The organism is Desertihabitans brevis (assembly GCF_003327535.1).
Lineage (GTDB): Bacteria > Actinomycetota > Actinomycetes > Propionibacteriales > Propionibacteriaceae > Desertihabitans > Desertihabitans brevis.
The window spans coordinates 1-19,116 of the sequence record NZ_QOUI01000013.1 but is presented as its reverse complement, the minus strand read 5'-3'; the positions used below and the strand labels follow the sequence as shown (position 1 = coordinate 19,116).

Below are 19,116 nucleotides of genomic sequence, written 5' to 3'. Positions count from 1 at the left end.
ATCCGTCCGCGCGCGCCGTCAAACCGGCCCCGACCTGCGGTGCCGGCTCCACCGACGGGGCACGGGGTCTACCATCGGGCACCGTGGCCGACACCCCGATCGCGGACTCCGTGCGGACGGCGTTGCCCCGGGAGGCACCCGCGCTGGCGGCGCTCCAACGCCGGGTCTGGCAGCACAGCGAGGTCGGGTCGGTCGCCCTGGGCGGGATCGACCTGGCCGAGATGACCGAGCAGTGGTACGCCGCGATCGACCGGCCGCCGCTGGCGGAGTGCCGGGTGCTGGTGGCCCTGGGCGACGGCGAGCTGGTCGGCTTCGCCACCACCTCCCCCAGTCCCGACGCCGACGCCGAGCCCGGGGTGGACGGGATGGTCGGTGAGTTCGTGGTCGACCCGCGCGCCACCGGCCGCGGGCACGGCTCCCGGCTGCTCAACGCCTGCGTGGACACGCTGCGGGCCGACGGGTTCACCCGTGCCACCTGCTGGGTGGCCAGCACCGACGACCGGCTGCGCACCTTCCTCAGCTCCGCCGGGTGGGCCCCCGACGGCGCGCACCGGGAGCTGGGCAGCGAGGACGGCGCCGTCCGGCTCCGCCAGGTGCGGCTGCACACCGACATCACCCCGGAGGACCGGTGAGGCGACGATTCCGCCAGCTCGACGTCTTCGGCTCCGACACCGGCCGCGGCAACCCGCTGGCCGTGGTGCTGGACGCCGAGGGCCTCGACGACGCGACCCTGCAGGCCTTCGCGCACTGGACCAACCTGTCCGAGACGACCGTCCTGCTGCCGCCCACCGACCCCCGCGCCGACTACCGGGTGCGGATCTTCACCGCGACCACCGAGCTGCCCTTCGCCGGCCATCCCACGCTCGGCTCGGCCGCGGCCTGGCTGGACGCCGGCGGGCGTCCGCGCGGCGACGCGGTGGTGCAGGAGTGCGGCGCCGGGCTGGTGGAGGTGCGCCGCGACGGGGACCGGCTGGCCTTCACCGCTCCTCCGCTGCTGCGGCACGAGCCGGTCGAGCAGGCGTTGCGCGAACGGCTGGTGGCCGGTCTCGGGCTGTCGGCGGCCGACGTCGTGGAGGCGGTCTGGCTGGTCAACGGGCCGCAGTGGATCGGGGTGCTGCTGCCCGACGCGGAGACGGTGCTGCGGGTCCGGCCGCAGCCGGCGCTGCTGGAAAGGTCTGGAGGTCGGGGTGGCCGGGCTGCGGGACACCGGCCAGGGCTGCCGGCTGGAGGTGCGGGCGTTCCTCGTGCACGAGGGGGTGCTGGTCGAGGACCCGGTCACCGGCTCGCTCAACGCCGGGCTCGGGCAGTGGCTGACCGGCACGGGGGTGCTGCCCGGGCGCTACGTCGCCGCCCAGGGCACCGTGCTGGGCCGGGCCGGCCGGGTGCACGTCGAACGCGACGGTGCCGACGTCCGGGTGGGCGGACGCGCCGAGGTGCTGATCAGCGGCACCGTCGCGCTCTAGCCGGGTCGGCTCACCCCAGCACGACGTCGGTACCGCTGAAGCCGAGCTCCAGGCCGTCCGGGGTGGAGGCCAGGGTGTCCCCGCGCAGGCCCAGCGGGAGCTCCAGCGGCACCGGTTGCACCACACCCGCGACGACGTCGTCGGCGACCCGCTGCGGGATGTCGTAGTCGGCCACCCGCAGCGAGACGTCGGTGAGCACCAGCTGGCGTCCGTAGGCGCCGTCCAGGGTGGGCAGGCCGGTCACCACGACCGGGATGTCCACGCCGAGCACGGTGGTGGTGGTGCGCACCTCCCACCGGGTGCCGGCCGGGGTCTGCTCACCGGCGCGGACGTCGCGACCGGCGAGCCGGCCGATCTCGGGGTAGCCCACCAGGGCAATGCCGCTGATGCGGTCCGCACTGGTCGTGAGGAATCGGTCGGGGCTGCGCAGGTGCTCGAGCACCAGGTCGAGACGCTCCAGCTGGATCCGCTGCGGGCCCGCGCCCACCCCGGTGGCGCCGGTGCGGAGCACCACCCGCTCGACGTCCCCGTTCAGCAGGGCGGCGGCGAACGGCCGGTCCTCCTGGGCATCCACCGCGGGCGGGACGTCCAGAGCGAGCGAGCTCTGGGTCTCGGTGGCGGTGCGCTGCTCGAAGGCGTCCTCGACGGCCCGGTCGCCGACCACCAGCCCGACGGCCAGCAGCCCGAGGGCGACGAGGCCGACCACCGGGCCGACCCAGCGGCGACGGCGGGCGGTCAACGGTCGAGCCCGAGGAACGGCTCGATGCCGAGCGTCAGCCCCGGGTGGTCGCCGACCTGGCGGACCGCGGCCAGCACGCCGGGCATGAAGGAGGAGCGGTGGAAGGAGTCGTGACGGATGGTCAGGGTCTCGCCCTCCTCGCCCAGCAGCACCTCCTGGTGTGCGACCAACCCCCGCAGCCGCACCCCGTGCACCCGCACCCCGTCGACGTCGGCGCCGCGGGCGCCCGGGCGCTCGGTGGTGGTGGCGTCCGGGGACGGCGGCAGACCGGCGTCGCGGCGGGCGGCGGCGATCCGCTCCGCGGTGCGCACCGCGGTGCCCGAGGGCGCGTCGACCTTGTCGGGGTGGTGCAGCTCGACCACCTCGACCGACTCGTAGAAGCGGGCGGCCTGCTCGGCGAAGTGCATCATCAGCACCGCACCGACCGAGAAGTTGGGCGCGATGACGACCCCGACCGAGGGGTCGGGCCCCAAGCGGTCGCGCAGCTCGGCGAGCCGCTCGTCGGTGAACCCGGTGGTGCCGACGACGGCGGAGATGCCGCGGTCGAGGCACCAGCGCAGGGAGTCCATCACCACGTCGGGCCGGGTGAAGTCGACCACCACGCGGGCCCCCGCGGCCGCCTCGAGGTCGTCGCCGCGGCCGACCGCGGCCACCAGCTCCAGGTCCTCGGCGGCCTGCACCGCCCGGACGGTCTCGGCTCCCATCCGGCCGCGGGCGCCGAGCACGGCGACGGGCAGCGGGGTCATCGTTCCTCCTTCGTCGGGCACGCGGGCGATGCTACGGGCGTCCGGTGCGGACGGCGTCCCCGACCACGCGGTTGGGCGGGCGACGGTCACCCGAGATCGCCCCTCTCCTTCGACGAGCTCAGGACGGCGCTTCGACGAGCTCAGCGCGTCGGGGGCGGGCGGTCAGGCGGCGGGAGCGGCGGCGGAACCCCACCCGCGGAGCAGAGCCTGCAGACGGCGGCGGTCCGGGGCCGGGCCGACCACCGCCAGGTAGGGCGCGGAGCCGAAGAGCTCGCGAGCCAGGGCGGTGACCTGCTCGCCGGTGACGGCGTCGTAGCGGTCGAGCAGCTCGGCGATGGTGCGGGTGTCACCGACCAGCTCGGCGGTGCCCAGCCGGCTCATCCGCGCCCCCGGGCCCTCGTAGCCGAGCACGGTCTGCCCGCGGAGCTGGCTCTTCGCCCGGGCCAGCTCGTCGGGGCTGATGCCGTTCCGGGCCACCGCGGCCAGCTCGTCGCGGACCAGCCCGGCGATCTGCTCCACCCGCTCCCGCGCGCACTGCCAGTCCACGCTGAACAGCCCGGCGTCGGACCAGGCGGTCTCGGCGGCGTCGATGGTGTAGGCCAGCCCGCGACGCTCGCGCACCTCGACGAACAGCCGGGAGGACATGCCGCCGCCGAGCACCGCGGCGAGCAGGCCGAGCGGGTAGCGACGGTCGTCGAAGGTGCTGAACCCGGGGAAGGCCATCGAGACGGTGCACTGCTCGGTCGGTCGGCGCACCACCCCGACCCCGGACTCGTGGCGGCGCGACGGCGCCTGCTGCACCCGGGCCGCAGGCTGCGGCGGCAGCTGGTCGAACACCGACAGCTGCCCGACCAGGGCGTCGTGGTCGACCCGGCCGGCGGCGGCCACCACCAGCGAGCTCGGGCGGTAGTGACGCTTCCAGAACCCCACCACCTGCTCCCGGGTGATCGCCCCGATCGAGGCGCGGCTGCCGATCACGCTGCGCGCCAGCGGGTGGCCGGCGAAGAGCCGCTCCGCGACCAGGTCGGCGGCCACCTCCCCCGGCTCGTCGGCGTGCATGGCGATCTCCTCCAGGATCACCTCGCGCTCGGACTCCAGGTCGTCGGCGCGCACCAGGGAAGCCGTCAGCATGTCGGTGATGACCTCGCAGGCGACCGGCGCGTCCTCGGCCAGCACCCGGGCGTAGAAGCAGGTGTGCTCCTTGGCGGTGTAGGCGTTGAGGTCGCCGCCGACCTGCTCGATCGCGGCCGAGATCTCCTCCGGCCCGCGCCGCCGGGTGCCCTTGAACAGCACGTGCTCGAGGAAGTGCGAGGCGCCGTGCAGGTGCTCGGACTCGTGGCGGGAGCCCACCCCGACGAAGAAGCCCACCGAGAAGGTGCTGCTGCCGGGGACGTCCTCGGAGACGACGCGGAGGCCGCTGGCGAGCACCGTGCGACGGATCGTCCCGCCCAGGTGCGCGCCCGCGGCCTCCGCGTGCTGCTGTCGTGCCACCGAGGGGTCAGGCCTCGGCCGGGGCCTCGACCTCGGCCGGCTCGCCGGCGTCCTCGACCACCGGGACCAGCGACAGCTTGCCCCGGTCGCCGATCTCGGCGATCTCGACCTGGATCTTCTGCCCGACGCTGACGACGTCCTCGACGTTGTTGACCCGCTGGCCGCCGTTGAGCTCGCGCAGCTTGCTGATGTGCAGCAGGCCGTCCTTGCCCGGCAGCAGCGAGATGAAGGCGCCGAAGTCGACGGTCTTCACCACGGTGCCGAGGTAGCGCTCGCCGACCTCCGGCATGGTCGGGTTGGCGATCGCGTTGACCATCCCGCGGGCGGCCTCGGCGGCCTCGCCGTTGTCGGCACCGATGTAGATGGTGCCGTCGTCCTCGATCGAGATGTTGGCGCCGGTGTCGTCCTGGATCTGGTTGATGACCTTGCCCTTGGGACCGATCACCTCGCCGATCTTGTCGACCGGGATGGTGACGGTGATGATCCGCGGCGCGTAGTCGCTCATCTCGTCCGGCCCGTCGATGGCCTCCGACATCACGTCGAGGATGGTGTGACGGGCGTCGCGGGCCTGCAGGAGCGCGCTGGACAGCACCGAGGCGGGGATGCCGACCAGTTTGGTGTCCAGCTGCAGGGCGGTGATGAACTCCCGGGTGCCGGCGACCTTGAAGTCCATGTCGCCGAAGGCGTCCTCGGCGCCGAGGATGTCGGTCAGCGCCACGTAGTGGGTCTTCCCGTCGATCTCCTCGCTCATCAGACCCATCGCGATGCCGGCCACCGGGGCCCGCAGCGGCACACCGGCGTTGAGCAGCGACAGCGTGGACGCGCAGACCGAGCCCATCGAGGTGGAGCCGTTGGAGCCCAGCGCCTCCGACACCTGGCGGATGGCGTAGGGGAACTCCTCGCGCGGCGGCAGCACGGGCACCAGGGCCCGCTCGGCCAGCGCGCCGTGGCCGATCTCGCGACGCTTCGGCGAACCCACCCGGCCGGTCTCACCGGTGGAGTAGGGCGGGAAGTTGTAGTTGTGCATGTAGCGCTTGGACTTCTCCGGCGCCAGGGTGTCGAGCTTCTGCTCCATGTCGAGCATGTTCAGGGTGGAGACGCCCAGGATCTGGGTCTCCCCGCGCTGGAACAGCGCCGATCCGTGCACGCGCGGGATCACGTCGACCTCGGCGCTCAGGGTGCGGATCTCGGCCAGCCCGCGGCCGTCGATGCGGACCTTCTCGGTGAGCACCCGGCGGCGGACCAGCTTCTTGGTCAGCGCCCGGTAGGCCCCGGTGATCTCCTTCTCCCGGCCCGGGTAGGACGGCGCCAGCTGGGCCACCACCTTGTCCTTGAGGACTTCGGTGGCCTCCTCGCGCTCCTGCTTGCCGGCGATGGCCAGGACCGAGCCGAGCTCGTCCGCGGCGGCGTCGGAGACCGCACCGAAGACGTCGTCCTCGTAGTCGAGGAACAGCGGGAACTCCCCGGTCGCCTTCGGGGGCAGCTTGGCGGCCAGCTCCGCCTGGGCGTCGCAGAGCTGCTTGATGAACGGCTTGGCGGCCTCCAGACCACCGCCGACGACCTCCTCGGTCGGGGCGGTGCGCCCGCTGCGGACCAGGTCCCAGGTCTTCTCGGTGGACTCGGCCTCGACCATCATGATCGCGACGTCGCCGTCGGCGGTGACGCGGCCGGCCACCACCATGTCGAAGGTGGCGTCCTCGAGCTGGGAGACGGTCGGGAAGGCCACCCACTGGTCACCGATCAGGGCGACGCGGACGCCGCCGACCGGGCCGGAGAACGGCAGACCGGCCAGCTGGGTCGACATCGAGGCGGCGTTGATCGCCACCACGTCGTAGAGCACCTCGGGGTTGAGCGCCATCACGGTGACGACGACCTGGACCTCGTTGCGCAGGCCCTTGACGAAGCAGGGCCGCAGCGGGCGGTCGATCAGCCGGCAGGTGAGGATGGCGCCCTCGCTGGGGCGTCCCTCGCGGCGGAAGAACGAGCCGGGGATGCGCCCGACGGCGTACATCCGCTCCTCGACGTCGACGGTGAGCGGGAAGAAGTCGATGGCCTCGCGCGGGTTCTTCTGGGCGCTGGTGGCCGAGAGGAGCATGGTGTCCTCGTCGAGGTAGACCGCGGCGGAGCCCGCGGCCTGGCGGGCCAGCAGGCCCGACTCGAAGCGCACGGTGCGCTTGCCGAAGCTGCCGTTGTCGAGGACGGCCTCGGTGTACTGCAGGTCAGGTCCCTCCATGGGGTGTCCTTTCGGGTGGCACCAGCACCACACGCGCCTCTCGCAGCGGGAGGACCCCAGAGCCGGTCTTCGATCGAGGCCCGCGGAACGGGGCACCGCCGTGCGGTGCGCTCCGAGGGCCACTACCGAGGACCGGGCGCGCTGGGCGGTCGCGGTGCCGGTGGGAACGGTTGGTATCCAGTTGTCGGGCCCAGTCTGGTCGACCGGGCCCAGAACGCCGAACGGCTCCCCACGCAGGTGGGGAGCCGTGCCGGGTCAGCGGCGCAGACCCAGGCGGGCGATCAGCGAGCGGTAGTGCTCGATGTCGTTGCGGGCGACGTAGTTGAGCAGCCGGCGACGCTGACCGACCATCAGCATCAGCCCGCGGCGGCTGTGGTGGTCACCCTTGTGCTGCTTCAGGTGCTCGGTCAGGTGGGAGATGCGGTGGGTGAGCACCGCGATCTGCACGTCCGGGGAGCCCGTGTCGCCCGGCTGGGTGGCGTACTCCTCGATGATCTTCTTCTTGGTCTCGGCATCCATGCTGGGGCCAGAGCTCCTCTCGTGACTTGTTGCGCGGCGCTCCCTCCCCTGCGCTGCAGGAGGATCCACTCGGTGTGGGCGGGAGCTCTTGGGCATCCGCGGCCGATCGAACGGCAACCTCGGAGATGCTACCAGCGGCGTGTCGGCCAGGGCGAATCCTGCTCCCCGGCCCCGACGTCCGCGCTCAGCGCACCACCTGCTCGAGCACCCGCACCGCCTCCGCCACGCCGTCCTCGGACCGGACCGCGGCGCCGACGGTCGCGGCCCGGGCCGCGAAGTCGGGTCGTCCGACCAGCTCGCCCAGCCGGGAGGCCAGGCGCGACGGCGTCAGCCGGCCGGCCGGCAGCGGCTCGGGCCCGAGCCCGCGCCGGTGCAGCCGCTCACCCCAGAACGGCTGGTCGGCCAGCACCGGGCAGACCAGGGCAGGACGTCCGGCGCGCAGCCCGGCGCCGGTGGTGCCGGCGCCACCGTGGTGGACGACCGCGCGCACGCGCTCGAAGAGCCAGTCGTGCGGGACGCTGCCCACCGCCAGCACGTGCGCGGGCCAGCCGTCCGGGTCCAGCCCTCCCCAGCCGCTGGCCACCACGGCCCGGAGCCCGGTCCGCGCCAGCGCCTCGCGGACCACCGCGGTGCGCTGCTCGCGGACCCGGCCGAAGGCCATCGAGCCGAAGCCCAGGTAGAGGTCGGGGCGGCCGTCGGCCAGGAAGGCGGCCAGCCGCTCGTCGGGGACGTAGCCGGTCGCCGTGTCGAGGAACCAGTAGCCGGTGACGTGCGCGGTCGGGGGGTAGTCCGCCGGACGCGGCACCAGCTGGGGGGAGAACGGGTAGAGGACGTGCCGGGGGCTGCCGTCGGGCTGGACCAGCTCGTCGTGCCAGGGCGGCAGCGGTCGCAGGCCGAGACCGCGGCGGAAGTCGTTGACGACCGAGACGTAGGCACCGGCGGAGACCCGGCCGAGCCAGTAGGCCGCCGGCCAGAGCGGTCGCGGCGCGGCGGGGAGGAACGCCGAGCCGAAGGCGGTGGTCGGGGTGTACATCGGCAACGGCAGCGCCGCCACCGCCGGCACGTCCAGCTTCTCGGCGATGGAGGGCGGGGCGAGCGGTTTGGGGTGGTAGACGACGACGTCGGGGCGGAACTCCTGCGCCGCCGCCCACTGCCGGTCGAAGCCCTGGCGCATCAGCCGGGGGAACACCCGGGCCTGCGCGAGCGTGCCCAGCACCCCCGACGCGTTCGCCATCACCTCCCGGGTGGCCCGGTACAGCTCGTCGCCGAACCCCAGCAGCGGGACACCGGCGCCCTCGACCAGGCCGGCGAAGGAGTCGGCGGTGCAGACCGCCACCTCGTGGCCGGCCCGTTGCAGCCCCCGCGCCAGCGCGACGTAGGGCCGGACGTCGCCCTCGGTGCCGTAGGTCACGATCAGCACCCGCATGAGGCCGACGCTACGCCACCGCGCCCGCCGTGGTCAGCCCTTCAACGCCCCCGCCCCGATGTTGGCGATGAGGTGGCGGGCGCCGAGGGCGAAGACGACGATGAGCGGGACGACGCTGATCAGCGCCCCGGCCATCACCATGCCGTACTCGGTGTTGTAGATGGTGTTGAGCGACTGCAGCGCGGTCTGCAGGGTCTGCCGCTCGGGGTCGACCAGCACGATCAACGGCCAGACGTAGTCGTTCCACTGGGCGATGAAGGTGAAGATGCCGAGGAAGGCCAGCCCGCCGCGCATCATCGGCACCCCGACGAACCACCACGTCTTGAAGAACCCGGCACCGTCGATCCGCGCCGACTCGATGAGGGAGTCGTCGATGGAGGAGCTGGCGATCTGGCGCAGCAGGAAGATGCCGAAGGCGTTGGCCATGCCCGGGATGATGAGGGACTCGAAGCCGCCCACCCAGCCCAGCCGGGAGACGAGGATGAAGCTCGGCACCAGCGACAGGCTCCCCGGCAGCAGGAACGTCACCAGCAGCACGACGAAGAGCTGGTCGCGCCCGGGGAAGCGGTACTTGGCGAAGGCGAAGGCGGCGAGGGAGTCGAACAGCATCACCAGGACGGCCGAGGCGCCGGCCACGAAGACCGTGTTGAGCAGGGCGTCGAGCAGGTCGATGCTCGTCACCACGTCGCGGACGTTGGCCAGCAGCTGCCCGCCGAAGGTCAGCTTGGGCGGGTAGCCGAAGATCTCGGCCGTGGACTGGGTGGCCATCGCGACCAGCCAGTAGAACGGGAAGATCGAGACCAGCGCAGCCAGCACCAGGCAGACGTGGATCACCACCCGTCCGGCCCGGCTGCGGCGCACGATCGCGCGGTCGGCGCGCTGCTGGGTCGGGTCGCCCAGCCGGGCGGTGCCGAGGTCGGTGGTGCTCATCGGGCCTCCCCTCCGCGGCGGCGCCGTCGCTCGACCAGGCCCTCGCGGTCGCGGACCAGCCGCCAGTTGATGATGGCGAAGACCGAGGCCAGCACGAACAGCGCCCAGGCGATGGCGGAGGCGTAGCCGAAGTCGAACTGGGTGAAGGCCTGGTTGTACTGGTACAGCACGATCGTCATGCCGGCCTCACCCGGACCGCCGGAGTTCTCGTTGCCGCCGGCGTTGGCCAGCAGGACCTGCGGCTCGGTGAACAGGCTGAGCCCGCCGATGGTCGAGGTGATGACGGTGAAGAGGATGACGGGGCGCAGCATCGGCACGGTGATCGAGACGAACTGGCGCCAGGTGCTGGCCCCATCCACCTTGGCGGCGTCGTAGAGCTCGGTCGGGATGGCCTGCAGCCCGGCGAGGTAGATGATCGCGTTGTAGCCGGTCCAGCGCCAGATCACCATGATGATCAGGGTCAGCTTGATGCTCCAGCCCTCGGTGAGCCAGCCGACCTCCGGCAGCCCGATGCCGCGCAGCAGACCGTTCGCCAGGCCGAAGCTGTCGGAGAACACCGAGCCGAAGACGATGGCCATGGCCACCATCGAGGTGACGTTGGGCAGGAAGAAGGCGATCCGGTAGGCGCCCTTGAAGCGGATGTTCTGGTGCAGCAGGAACGCGATGAGCAGGGCGAAGAAGAGCATCGGGACGGTCGAGCCGACCCAGATGATCAGCGTGTTGCCGACCGCGTTCCAGAACCGGGCGTCGCCGAGCAGGTACTGGTACTGGGCCAGGCCGACGAAGGTGATGTCGCTCGCGCCGTCCCACTCGGTGAAGGAGAGGTAGAAGGAGTAGGCCACCGGGAAGAGGCCGAAGACGAGGAAGAGCACGTAGAACGGGGCGATCGCCACGTACTGCGGCCAGTACCGGACGAGCGCGCCGCGCCGGCGGGGGGCGTCCTCGGCGCCGACGCGGGTGGGCAGGGTCGCGGCCGAGCTGGTGCTCGCCATCAGATCACTCCTCGCTTCTCGAGCACCCGGTTGACCTCGGCGACCGCGGCCTCCCAGCCGGCCTCGGACTCCTTGGCGCCGTTGGCGACCAGGGCGAGCTCGGTGCGGAAGGCGCCGACCTTGGACTCGTGGGTGCTGATGAAGGTGGTGGGCACCGTCTCGGCGGCGGTGGAGAAGAACTCCAGCGGGTCCTGCCCGCCGAAGAAGTCGCTCTGCGGGTCCATCTCGCCGGTCTCGAAGGAGGCCGGGGTGGAGGGGAACAGCTGGACGTCGTTGTAGCTGCGCACCTGGTTCTCCGGCGACTGCATCCACTCGATGAGGGCGAACGCGGCCTCGGGGTCCTTGCAGGTGCGCGAGAGGGCGACGAAGGATCCGCCGGAGTTGCCCGGGGGCCCGGGCTGGACCGCGATCCGCCACTGCCCCGCCGTGTCGGGAGCGGTCTCCTTGACCACCTGCGTCCACCAGGCGCCCTCGATGTGGCCGGCGGTCGAGCCGCTGACCCAGGCCGCGTTCTGGTCGGTGGTGCTGGCCGCGTTGGCCACCACCCCGGTCTCCAGCCCGCGCACCGCGAGGTCCCAGGCCTGCCGGACGGCGCTGCCGGGACGGTCGAACAGCGGCCGGTCCTGGGCGTCGAAGTACCGCTCGGCGGAGGCGTTGATGAACATGTTGAAGAGCACCGTCGTGGTCTGCACCAGGGCGACGTCGGCGTCGCGGCGCAGCTTCGCGCCCAGCTCCAGCCACTCGTCCCAGGTGCGGATCGCCGCGGAGACCTCCTCGGGTTCGGACGGCAGCCCGGCGTCGGCGAAGATGTCGCGCCGGTAGAAGAACCCCGTCGGTCCGATGTCGAGCGGGTAGAAGCGCAGCACGCCGGTCGGGGTGCGGCACAGGCTCCACTTCCAGGGGTAGAAGTCCTGCTCGTGGGCGGAGGCGCCCAGCTCGCCCAGGTCGAGGAACTGGTCCTCGCTGGGGAAGTACAGCGCGTTGTTGGAGTTGATGTAGGTCAGGTCGGGGATGTAGGACTGCGCGGCCAGGCTGGTGCGCAGCTTGGTGTCGAAGGTGGTGCCGATGTAGTCGGCGCGCAGCCGCTTGGTCGTGCCGGGGATGTTCTCGGCCGCCTCGGCGAGCAGCTGCGGGCTGGCCGAGCGGTTCCACAGCCACAGCACGAGCTCGTCGGGGTCGGTGGACAGCGACGTCCTGCCGGTGCAGGCGCTGAGGCCGGCGGTGGCGGCCGCGGCGCCGGCGGCTGCTCCGAGCCCGAGCAGGCGTCGTCGACTGAGGGGGTGCATCAGTACCTCTCACTTCGTCGTGAGCAGGGCCCTACCAGGTCGGGGCCCGGTCGTGGTCGACAGCGTCGCACCGGCGTTGAGACGTGTCAACGACCCCCGTAAGGCCGGGCGGGGCTTCCGCTGCGGGGGGCGTCGGGGCAGGCTGGACGGGTGCTGACCTCCAACGGCCACGTGCTGGACGACCGGCCGCACCGCCTCGGCGACCTCGTCGCGGTGCCGGACGCCGAGCGCGGCGACCGCGACGCGCTGTGGGCCCGGCTGCGCGAGCACGGCTACCTGTTCCTGCCCGGCTTCCTCGACCCCGACGACGTGCTGGCCTTCCGGGCGCACTACTTCACCGCCCTGGCCGGGGTCGGCCTGCTCGACCCCGCCCGGGCTCCCGTGGAGGGCGTCGACGGCGGCGGGACGGTCGACCTGGCCGCGATGCGGCACGCGCTGTTCACCGAGGTGGTGCCCGGGCCCGCCTACGCCGAGTTCTGCCGCCAGCCGGCGATCCGGGACTGGTTCGGCTGGCTGTACGACGCCGAGACGTTCCTGCACCGGCGCAAGATCGTCCGCCACCTCCGCCCGGGCGAGCGCGGGATCGGCACCGCCACCCAGGCCCACTACGACCTGGTCTACCTGCGCGAGGGCACCGACCGGCTGCTGTCGCTGTGGGTGCCGCTGGGCGACACCCCGCTCGAGGTGGGACCGCTGACCTACCTGGAGGGGTCGCACCACGTCTACGCCCGGGAGGAGGCCGAGGGGCGGGCCCGTCCCGCGGCGTCGATGACCCCCGACCTGCCGTCGCTGGCCGAGCAGCACGACACCCGCTGGCTGGTGGCCGGGCTGCGCGCGGGGACGTCCTCGTGCACTCGCCCTACATCGTCCACGCCTCGCTGGACAACGTGGACCCCGGACGCCGGCTGCGGCTGTCCACCGACATCCGCTACCAGCGCGCCGGTGACCCGATCGACTGGCGCTGGCAGCAGCACTGGCACGACACCGACGGGCTCTGAGGCGGCAGCGCCCACCGTCGGTCGTCCGCACTACCCTGCTGCGGTGCCGCTCTCCCCCGTACTCCGCACCTCCCCGGCCGTCCGCGCGGGTCTCACGCTCGCGGCGGCCACCGGCATCTACGGCGTCTCGTTCGGGGCGCTGGCCACCGCGGCCGGGCTGTCGGTGCTGCAGACCCAGGCGCTCAGCTTCCTGATGTTCACCGGCGGCTCGCAGTTCGCCTTCATCGGGGTGCTCGCCGGCGGCGGTGGCGGCGCGGCGGCCACCGCGGCGGCGTCCCTGCTGGGGGTGCGCAACGCGCTCTACGCGGTGCAGCTCAACGCCCTGCTGGCCCCGCGCGGCTGGGCGCGTCGGCTGGCCTCGGCCCAGGTGACCATCGACGAGTCGACCGCGATCGCCACCGCCCAGGGCGACCGGGAGGAGCAGCGCCGCGGGTTCTGGGCCGCCGGTCTGGGGATCTTCGTGCTGTGGAACCTCTTCACCGTGGTCGGCTCGCTGCTGGGCAGCGCGATCGGCGACCCCCGGGTCTGGGGTCTGGACGGGGCCGCGGTGGCGGCCTTCCTCGGCCTGCTGTGGCCCCGGCTGAAGGGGCGCGACCCGGTCGCGGTGGCGGTGGTCTGCGCCGTGGTGACCGTGGTCGCGGTGCCGTGGCTGCCGCCGGGGATCCCGATCCTGGCCGCGGCCGCCGTCGCGGTGCTGCTGCACCTGCTGCTGCGCACGCGGGACGCCCGGGGAGGTCGACGATGACGCTGTGGGGCTGGATCCTGCTGGCCTGCGTGATCGCGTTCACCACCAAGCTGCTGGGCTGGCTGGTGCCGGCCGAGCGGTTGCAGCGGCCCTGGCTGCTGCAGGCGGCGGGGACGCTGACCGTCGGGCTGCTGGCCTCGCTGACCATCCTCAACGCGGTCGCGGACGGCCAGCTGCTGCGCCCCGACGCCCGCCTGGTGGCGCTGGCGGCCGCGGCCCTCGCCCTGGTGCTGCGGGCGCCGTTCATCGTGGTGGTGGTGGCCGGGGCGGCGGCCGCGGCCCTGGCCCGGCTGGCCGGGATGCCCTGAGTGCGGGCGTCCGGCCGTCCCGGGCTCAGATGCCGAGCACCTCGCGGATGGTCGCCACGTCGGCGCGGATCTGCACCACCAGGTCGTCCATCCCGGTGTAGCGGACCTGCCCGCGCACCCAGGCGGTGAACTCGACGTCGACCTCGACCCCGTACAGCTGCAGGTCGGTGCGGCCGATGACGTTGGCCTCCACCCGGCGCTGGACGCCGTCGAAGGTGGGGTTGGTGCCGACCGAGATGGCGGCGGGGTGGCGTCCGGCGTCGGGGCCGCTGCGGGCGGTCAGCCAGCCGGCGTAGATGCCGTCGGCGGGCACGGCCATCGACTCGGGCACGAGCAGGTTGGCGGTGGGGAAGCCCATCTGGCGGCCGCGCTGGTCGCCGACCACCACCGTCCCGCTGAAGCAGTACGGACGTCCCAGCAGCGCGTTGGCCGTGGCGAGGTCACCGGCGGCCAGGGCGGCGCGGATCCGGCTGGAGGAGGCGGGCGCCTCGTCGGCGCGGTGCAGGGCTACCGCGTCCACCTCGGCCACACCCCGGAGCAGCTCGCGGAGGGTGTCGGGGGTGCCGGCGGCCCGGTGGCCGAAGGTGAAGCCCTCCCCCACCAGCACCCGCACCGGGTCGAGGGGACGCAGCACCCGGTCGACGAACTCCGCGGGCGACCAGCGCGAGACCTCGGTGGTGAAGGAGACCACGACGACCTGCTCGGCGCCGGCCTCGCGGAGCAGCCGCTCCCGCTGCGAGGGGTCGGTCAGCAGCTTGGGCTCCCGGCCGGGCCGCACCACCGAGACCGGGTGCGGCCAGAACGTCACGGCCACCAGCCGGGCGCCGGGTTCGCGGAGCCGGGCCTGCTCGAGCAACCACCGGTGGCCGGTGTGCACGCCGTCGAAGTTGCCGATCACGACGACCGACCTGCTCATCCGTCTCCCGTCCCCGGGCGCCGCTGCGGTCCACGACGCGTCCGGGGTCTCACTGTAGCCACCGGGGACGGTGCCTCCCGACCACGGAGGGGACGGCCGTCCCTCAGGTTGGCGGCGCCCGGCGGTCAGACGAAGACGGCCTCGGCGACCGCGGCGCGGCCGCGCCGCCGGTAGAGGGCCAGGAACCGGCCGTCGGGGTCGAACAGGGCGGTCAGCTCGGCCGGCAGCTCGAGGTCGAGCCGGCGTCCGAAGCCCACGTCGGTGGCGGCGGCGGCGTCGAGGTCGACCGCGGGGAAGCACTCTCGGGCGACCGCGTCCAGGCCGAGCACCGGCAGCGGCTCGGGCGCCGGGTCGAGGACCGTGGCGCGGGCCAGGTCGAACGGGCCCACGAAGGTGCGCCGCAGCCGGGTGAGGTGCCCACCGGTGCCGAAACGCGCACCGAGGTCGCGGGCCAGCGCCCGGATGTAGGTGCCGGAGCTGCACTCCACCTCGATGTCGACGTCCAGCACCGCGACCTCCGCGCCGTCGGTCGCGGCCGTGGCCGCCCGGGCCGCGGTGGCCACGAAGGAGTGCACGGTGACGTCACGCGCCCGCAGCTCGACGTCCTCCCCCGCCCGGACCAGCGCGTAGGCGCGCCGGCCGTCCACCTTGACCGCCGACACCGCCGTGGGCACCTGGGAGATCTCGCCGGTGAAGTCGGGCAGCGCCGAGCGCACCCGCTCCAGGGTGAGGTCGCCGGCGCCGGCCGCGCCGGTCGGGTCGCCCTCGGCGTCGTCGGTGACCGTGGTCTGGCCGAACCGGATGGTGGCGGAGTAGCCCTTGCGGCCCCGCATCAGGTGGCCGAGCAGCCGGGTCGCGCGACCGATGCCGACCACGAGCACGCCGGTCGCCATCGGGTCGAGGGTCCCGGCGTGGCCGACCTTGCGGGTGCCGGCCAGCCGGCGCACCCGTCCGACCACCTGCTGGGAGGTCAGCCCGGGCGCCTTGTCGACGACGAGCACACCGGCGGGCGTCGGGCTCACCGGGTGCGGTCGTCCTCGTCGTCGACCGGCCCGTCGTCGACCGGCTCGTCGTCGTCCTCGTCCTCGTCCTCGGCGACCCGTGGCTTCTTGTAGGGGTCGGCCTCCCCCGCGTAGCTGGCGCCGGCGGCGCGGGCGGCCACCGCGGCGTCGCCGGAGCGCGCCTCGGCCAGGACGTCCTCGAAGTGGCGGGCCGCCTCCGGCACGGCGTCCTCGACGAACACCAGCGACGGGGTGTGGCGCAGACCCAGCTGCTTGCCGATCTGGGAGCGGATCAGCCCGGTGGCCGAGGCGAGTGCGGCGGCCGTCCCGGCGCGCTCGGCCTCGGATCCGTAGACCGTGTAGAAGACGGTGGCGTCGCGGCTGTCACCGGTGAGCCGGCAGTCGGTGACGGTGACGAAGCCGAGCCGCGGGTCCTTGATCCTGCGCTCGAGCATCTGCGCGGTGATGACCTTGATCTGGTCGGCGAGCTTGAGCACTCGGGGTGAGGGCATCGTTCCTCCTCGGGTCGGTCCGCAGCGGTGGCGGACGGTTCAGCCTAGTCGTTGCGGACGGGGCCCGAGACGCCGACGGCGCACCCCCGGGTGGGGGTGCGCCGTCGCCGCTCGGGGACCTCGGTCAGTCGCGGGGCTTCTCGCGCATCTCGTAGGTCTCGATGATGTCGCCGATCCGGATGTCGGAGTAGTTGGCGATGGTCAGACCGCACTCGAAGCCCTCGCGGACCTCGGTGACGTCGTCCTTCTCCCGCCGCAGCGAGGCGATGGACGACTCGTGCACGACCACCCCGTCCCGGAGCAGACGAGCCGAGGCGTTCCGGCGCATGATGCCGCCGGTGACCATGCACCCGGCGATGATGCCGGCACGGGAGGAGCGGAAGATCTCGCGGATCTCCGCGGTGCCCAGCTGGGCCTCCTCGTAGATCGGCTTGAGCATCCCCTTCAGCGCGGCCTCGATCTCGTCGATGGCGTCGTAGATCACCGAGTAGTAGCGGATGTCCACGTTCTCGCGGTCCGCCATCTCGGTGGCCTTGCCCTGCGCCCGGACGTTGAAGCCGATGATCACCGCACCGGAGGCGGCCGCCAGCGAGACGTTGGTCTCGGTGATGGCACCGACACCGCGGTCGATCACCCGCAGCGAGACCTCCTCGCCGACGTCGATCTTGCTCAGCGCGTCCTCGAGAGCCTCCACCGAGCCCGAGCCGTCACCCTTGAGGATGAGCAGCAGCTCGCTGGTCTCGCCCTTCTCCATCTGCTCGAACAGCTGGTCGAGGGTCTTGCGGCGGGCACCGGCGGCCTGGGCGGCCATCCGGAGCCGGGCCTCGCGACGCTCGGCGATCTGGCGGGCCATCCGGTCGTCGTTGACGACGATGAAGCTGTCGCCCGCGCCGGGGACGGCGGTCAGACCGAGCACCTGCACCGGCGTCGACGGCAGCGCCTCGTCGAGGGTGTTGCCGTTGTCGTCGATCAGCGCCCGGACCCGGCCGTGGGCCGGACCGCAGACGATGGAGTCGCCGACCCGCAGGGTGCCCCGCTGGACCAGCACCGTGGCCACCGGGCCGCGGCCCTTGTCGAGGTGCGCCTCGACCGCCACGCCCTGGGCGTCCATGTCGGGGTTGGCCCGCAGGTCGAGCGCGGCGTCGGCGGTCAGCACGATCGCCTCCTGCAGCTCCTCCAGACCCTGACCGGTGACCGCGGAGACGTCGACGAACATCGTCTCGCCGCCGTACTCCTCGGGGACCAGGCCGTACTCGGTGAGCTGGCCGCGGACCTTGGACGGGTCCACGCCCTCCTTGTCGACCTTGTTCACCGCGACCACGACCGGCACGTCGGCCGCCGTGGCGTGGTTGAGGGCCTCGATCGTCTGCGGCATCACACCGTCGTCGGCGGCGACCACCAGCACGGCGATGTCGGTCGCCTTGGCACCGCGGGCACGCATGGCGGTGAACGCCTCGTGACCCGGGGTGTCGATGAAGGTGATCTTGCGCTCGACGTCGTCGACCTCGGTCTCGATCTGGTAGGCGCCGATGTGCTGGGTGATGCCACCGGCCTCGCCGGCCACCACGTTGGAGCGCCGGAGCGCGTCCAGCAGCTTCGTCTTGCCGTGGTCGACGTGACCCATCACGGTGACGACCGGCGGACGGGCCGCCAGGTCGGACTCGTCGCCCTCGTCCTCGCCGAACTCGATGTCGAAGCTCTCCAGCAGCTCCCGGTCCTCGTCCTCGGGGGAGACGACCTGGATGTCGTAGTTGAGCTCCGACCCCAGCAGCTGCAGGGTCTCGTCGTTCACCGACTGGGTGGCGGTGACCATCTCACCGAGGTGGAACAGGGCCTGCACCAGCGACGCCGGCTCGGCACCGATCTTCTCGGCGAGGTCGGTCAGCGAGGCACCGCGGGCGAGCCGGATGGTGGAGCCGTCGCCCTTGCGGACGCTCACGCCGCCGAAGCTCGGCGCCTCCATCTGGTCGAACTCTTGACGACGCTGCTTCTTCGACTTCCGACCGCGGCGCGACGGACCACCGGGGCGACCGAAGGCGCCCTGGGTGCCACCACCGCTGCGACCGCCGCGACCGCGGGGGCCGCCACCGCCCATCGGCGGGCCGCCGAAACCACCGGGACCACGACCGCCACCACCGGGGCCGCCGCGACCGCGACCGGCACCGGGGCCGCCACGACCGCGCTGGGCCGGCGCGCCGAGCTGTCCGGAGGACTGCTTGGGCATCATCGCCGGGTTGGGGCGCGGCATCCCCGGCACACCGGGACGCGGGCCGGCGCCACCCGGGGCGCCGGGCCCACCGGGACGACGGGCGGCCGGCGGACGTGGCCCACCCGGACGCGCGCCCTCGGCGGGACGTCCGGCGTCGGGACGCGGCGGACGGGGACGCTGGGTGCCCATCCCCTGCGAGGAGGCGAACGGGTTGTTGCCCGGACGCGGGGCACCGGGCCCACGACGTCCGGCCGGCTGCCCGCTGGGCAGGCCGCCGGTGGAGCCGGCACGCGGCGGACGCGGACCGGGGGCGCCGGGACGCGGGGCGCCCGGACGCGGCGCCGCACCGGGGCGCGGGGCACCGGCGGAGGGACCACCGGGACGCGGCGCACCGCCCTGCGGGCCGGCCGGGCGGGGTGCCCCGTCCTGCGGACCGGGCTGACCGGCGGGACGGGCTGCCCCACCGGGCTGGGTGCCGGGACGCGGGGCGTCTCCGGTCTGCGGACCGCCGGCCTGCGGGCCACCGGGACGCGGGGCCCCGGGACGCGGCGCGCCCGGACGGGGACCCGTCGCGGCCGGGCGGCTCCCGCTCTCGGGAGATC

General features: G+C 73.4%; 17 protein-coding genes and 1 pseudogene. 5 read left to right on the top strand and 13 right to left on the bottom strand.

Annotated features, from left to right (window positions below):
- The first annotated feature begins 83 nt into the window (after window positions 1–83).
- The 3 genes and pseudogenes from DT076_RS17270 (at window position 84) to DT076_RS20300 (ending at window position 1,463) form a co-directional block, all read left to right on the top strand.
- On the top strand, window positions 84–632 hold the full coding sequence (locus DT076_RS17270; RefSeq protein ID WP_114127954.1) for a GNAT family N-acetyltransferase: 549 nt from the start codon (window positions 84–86) through the stop codon (window positions 630–632).
- Window positions 530–1,111: pseudogene (locus tag DT076_RS20305) on the top strand (PhzF family phenazine biosynthesis protein); the annotation flags it as partial. The gene DT076_RS17270 and the pseudogene DT076_RS20305, both read left to right, overlap by 103 nt.
- Before the next feature lie 76 nt (window positions 1,112–1,187).
- Window positions 1,188–1,463, top strand: a complete 276-nt coding sequence (locus tag DT076_RS20300; protein ID WP_267896846.1) for a PhzF family phenazine biosynthesis protein — start codon at window positions 1,188–1,190, stop codon at window positions 1,461–1,463.
- A gap of 10 nt (window positions 1,464–1,473) precedes the next feature.
- On the opposite strand, the gene DT076_RS17260 is transcribed toward DT076_RS20300, so the two are convergent.
- From DT076_RS17260 to DT076_RS17220, 9 genes are all read right to left on the bottom strand, one after another.
- Window positions 1,474–2,202 carry a DUF2993 domain-containing protein gene (locus DT076_RS17260; protein ID WP_114127953.1) on the bottom strand — a complete coding sequence of 243 codons (729 nt, stop codon included), beginning with the start codon at window positions 2,200–2,202 and terminating at the stop codon, window positions 1,474–1,476.
- Window positions 2,199–2,948, bottom strand: coding sequence for a 4-hydroxy-tetrahydrodipicolinate reductase (gene dapB, locus DT076_RS17255; protein WP_114127952.1), 750 nt, complete (start codon window positions 2,946–2,948; stop codon window positions 2,199–2,201). Before dapB ends, DT076_RS17260 begins: the two co-directional genes overlap by 4 nt.
- A 162-nt stretch (window positions 2,949–3,110) precedes the next feature.
- Complete coding sequence (locus tag DT076_RS17250) at window positions 3,111–4,439, bottom strand: M16 family metallopeptidase (RefSeq protein WP_114127951.1); 1,329 nt, start codon at window positions 4,437–4,439, stop codon at window positions 3,111–3,113.
- A gap of 7 nt (window positions 4,440–4,446) precedes the next feature.
- Window positions 4,447–6,672: a polyribonucleotide nucleotidyltransferase gene (locus DT076_RS17245; protein WP_114127950.1), complete on the bottom strand. Its 2,226-nt coding sequence runs from the start codon at window positions 6,670–6,672 to the stop codon at window positions 4,447–4,449.
- Between the two features lie 255 nt (window positions 6,673–6,927).
- Window positions 6,928–7,191: a 30S ribosomal protein S15 gene (gene rpsO, locus DT076_RS17240; protein WP_114127949.1), complete on the bottom strand. Its 264-nt coding sequence runs from the start codon at window positions 7,189–7,191 to the stop codon at window positions 6,928–6,930.
- 184 nt (window positions 7,192–7,375) lie between these two features.
- Window positions 7,376–8,617, bottom strand: a complete 1,242-nt coding sequence (locus tag DT076_RS17235) for a glycosyltransferase (RefSeq protein WP_114127948.1) — start codon at window positions 8,615–8,617, stop codon at window positions 7,376–7,378.
- 33 nt (window positions 8,618–8,650) lie between these two features.
- On the bottom strand, window positions 8,651–9,547 hold the full coding sequence (locus DT076_RS17230) for a carbohydrate ABC transporter permease (protein ID WP_114127947.1): 897 nt from the start codon (window positions 9,545–9,547) through the stop codon (window positions 8,651–8,653).
- On the bottom strand, window positions 9,544–10,539 hold the full coding sequence (locus tag DT076_RS17225; protein WP_114127946.1) for a carbohydrate ABC transporter permease: 996 nt from the start codon (window positions 10,537–10,539) through the stop codon (window positions 9,544–9,546). Before DT076_RS17225 ends, DT076_RS17230 begins: the two co-directional genes overlap by 4 nt.
- Window positions 10,539–11,825, bottom strand: coding sequence for an ABC transporter substrate-binding protein (locus DT076_RS17220; RefSeq protein WP_114127945.1), 1,287 nt, complete (start codon window positions 11,823–11,825; stop codon window positions 10,539–10,541). Before DT076_RS17220 ends, DT076_RS17225 begins: the two co-directional genes overlap by 1 nt.
- Window positions 11,826–11,975: 150 nt before the next feature.
- Between DT076_RS17220 and DT076_RS19705 the strand changes: the two genes are divergently transcribed.
- Window positions 11,976–13,568 (top strand): AzlC family ABC transporter permease, encoded by a 1,593-nt coding sequence (locus tag DT076_RS19705; RefSeq protein WP_199539264.1) that lies wholly within the window; start codon window positions 11,976–11,978, stop codon window positions 13,566–13,568.
- On the top strand, window positions 13,565–13,876 hold the full coding sequence (locus DT076_RS17205) for an AzlD domain-containing protein (RefSeq protein WP_114127943.1): 312 nt from the start codon (window positions 13,565–13,567) through the stop codon (window positions 13,874–13,876). Before DT076_RS19705 ends, DT076_RS17205 begins: the two co-directional genes overlap by 4 nt.
- Window positions 13,877–13,901: 25 nt before the next feature.
- Here DT076_RS17205 and DT076_RS17200 read toward each other — a convergent pair whose 3' ends face one another.
- The 4 genes from DT076_RS17200 to infB form a co-directional block, all read right to left on the bottom strand.
- Window positions 13,902–14,792, bottom strand: coding sequence for a bifunctional riboflavin kinase/FAD synthetase (locus DT076_RS17200; RefSeq protein ID WP_114127942.1), 891 nt, complete (start codon window positions 14,790–14,792; stop codon window positions 13,902–13,904).
- 125 nt (window positions 14,793–14,917) lie between these two features.
- Window positions 14,918–15,814: a tRNA pseudouridine(55) synthase TruB gene (gene truB, locus DT076_RS17195; RefSeq protein WP_114127941.1), complete on the bottom strand. Its 897-nt coding sequence runs from the start codon at window positions 15,812–15,814 to the stop codon at window positions 14,918–14,920.
- A complete protein-coding gene (gene rbfA, locus DT076_RS17190) occupies window positions 15,811–16,305 on the bottom strand; it encodes a 30S ribosome-binding factor RbfA (protein WP_114127940.1) in 495 nt (164 codons plus the stop codon). The genes truB and rbfA overlap by 4 nt, the downstream gene beginning before the upstream one ends.
- Window positions 16,306–16,429: 124 nt before the next feature.
- Window positions 16,430–19,116: translation initiation factor IF-2 (infB, locus tag DT076_RS17185; protein ID WP_114128036.1), on the bottom strand; the 2,687-nt coding region annotated here is incomplete at its 5' end.

What these genes read in the sequence shown, in the direction of transcription:
- dapB (WP_114127952.1), bottom strand. Translation starts at nt 2,948, where the DNA reads ATGACCCCGCTGCCCGTCGCCGTGCTCGGCGCCCGCGGCCGGATGGGA.
- DT076_RS17245 (WP_114127950.1), bottom strand. Translation starts at nt 6,672, where the DNA reads ATGGAGGGACCTGACCTGCAGTACACCGAGGCCGTCCTCGACAACGGC.
- rpsO (WP_114127949.1), bottom strand. Translation starts at nt 7,191, where the DNA reads ATGGATGCCGAGACCAAGAAGAAGATCATCGAGGAGTACGCCACCCAG.
- DT076_RS17235 (WP_114127948.1), bottom strand. Translation starts at nt 8,617, where the DNA reads ATGCGGGTGCTGATCGTGACCTACGGCACCGAGGGCGACGTCCGGCCC.
- DT076_RS17230 (WP_114127947.1), bottom strand. Translation starts at nt 9,547, where the DNA reads ATGAGCACCACCGACCTCGGCACCGCCCGGCTGGGCGACCCGACCCAG.
- DT076_RS17225 (WP_114127946.1), bottom strand. Translation starts at nt 10,539, where the DNA reads ATGGCGAGCACCAGCTCGGCCGCGACCCTGCCCACCCGCGTCGGCGCC.
- DT076_RS17220 (WP_114127945.1), bottom strand. Translation starts at nt 11,825, where the DNA reads ATGCACCCCCTCAGTCGACGACGCCTGCTCGGGCTCGGAGCAGCCGCC.
- DT076_RS17205 (WP_114127943.1), top strand. Translation starts at nt 13,565, where the DNA reads ATGACGCTGTGGGGCTGGATCCTGCTGGCCTGCGTGATCGCGTTCACC.
- DT076_RS17200 (WP_114127942.1), bottom strand. Translation starts at nt 14,792, where the DNA reads ATGAGCAGGTCGGTCGTCGTGATCGGCAACTTCGACGGCGTGCACACC.
- rbfA (WP_114127940.1), bottom strand. Translation starts at nt 16,305, where the DNA reads ATGCCCTCACCCCGAGTGCTCAAGCTCGCCGACCAGATCAAGGTCATC.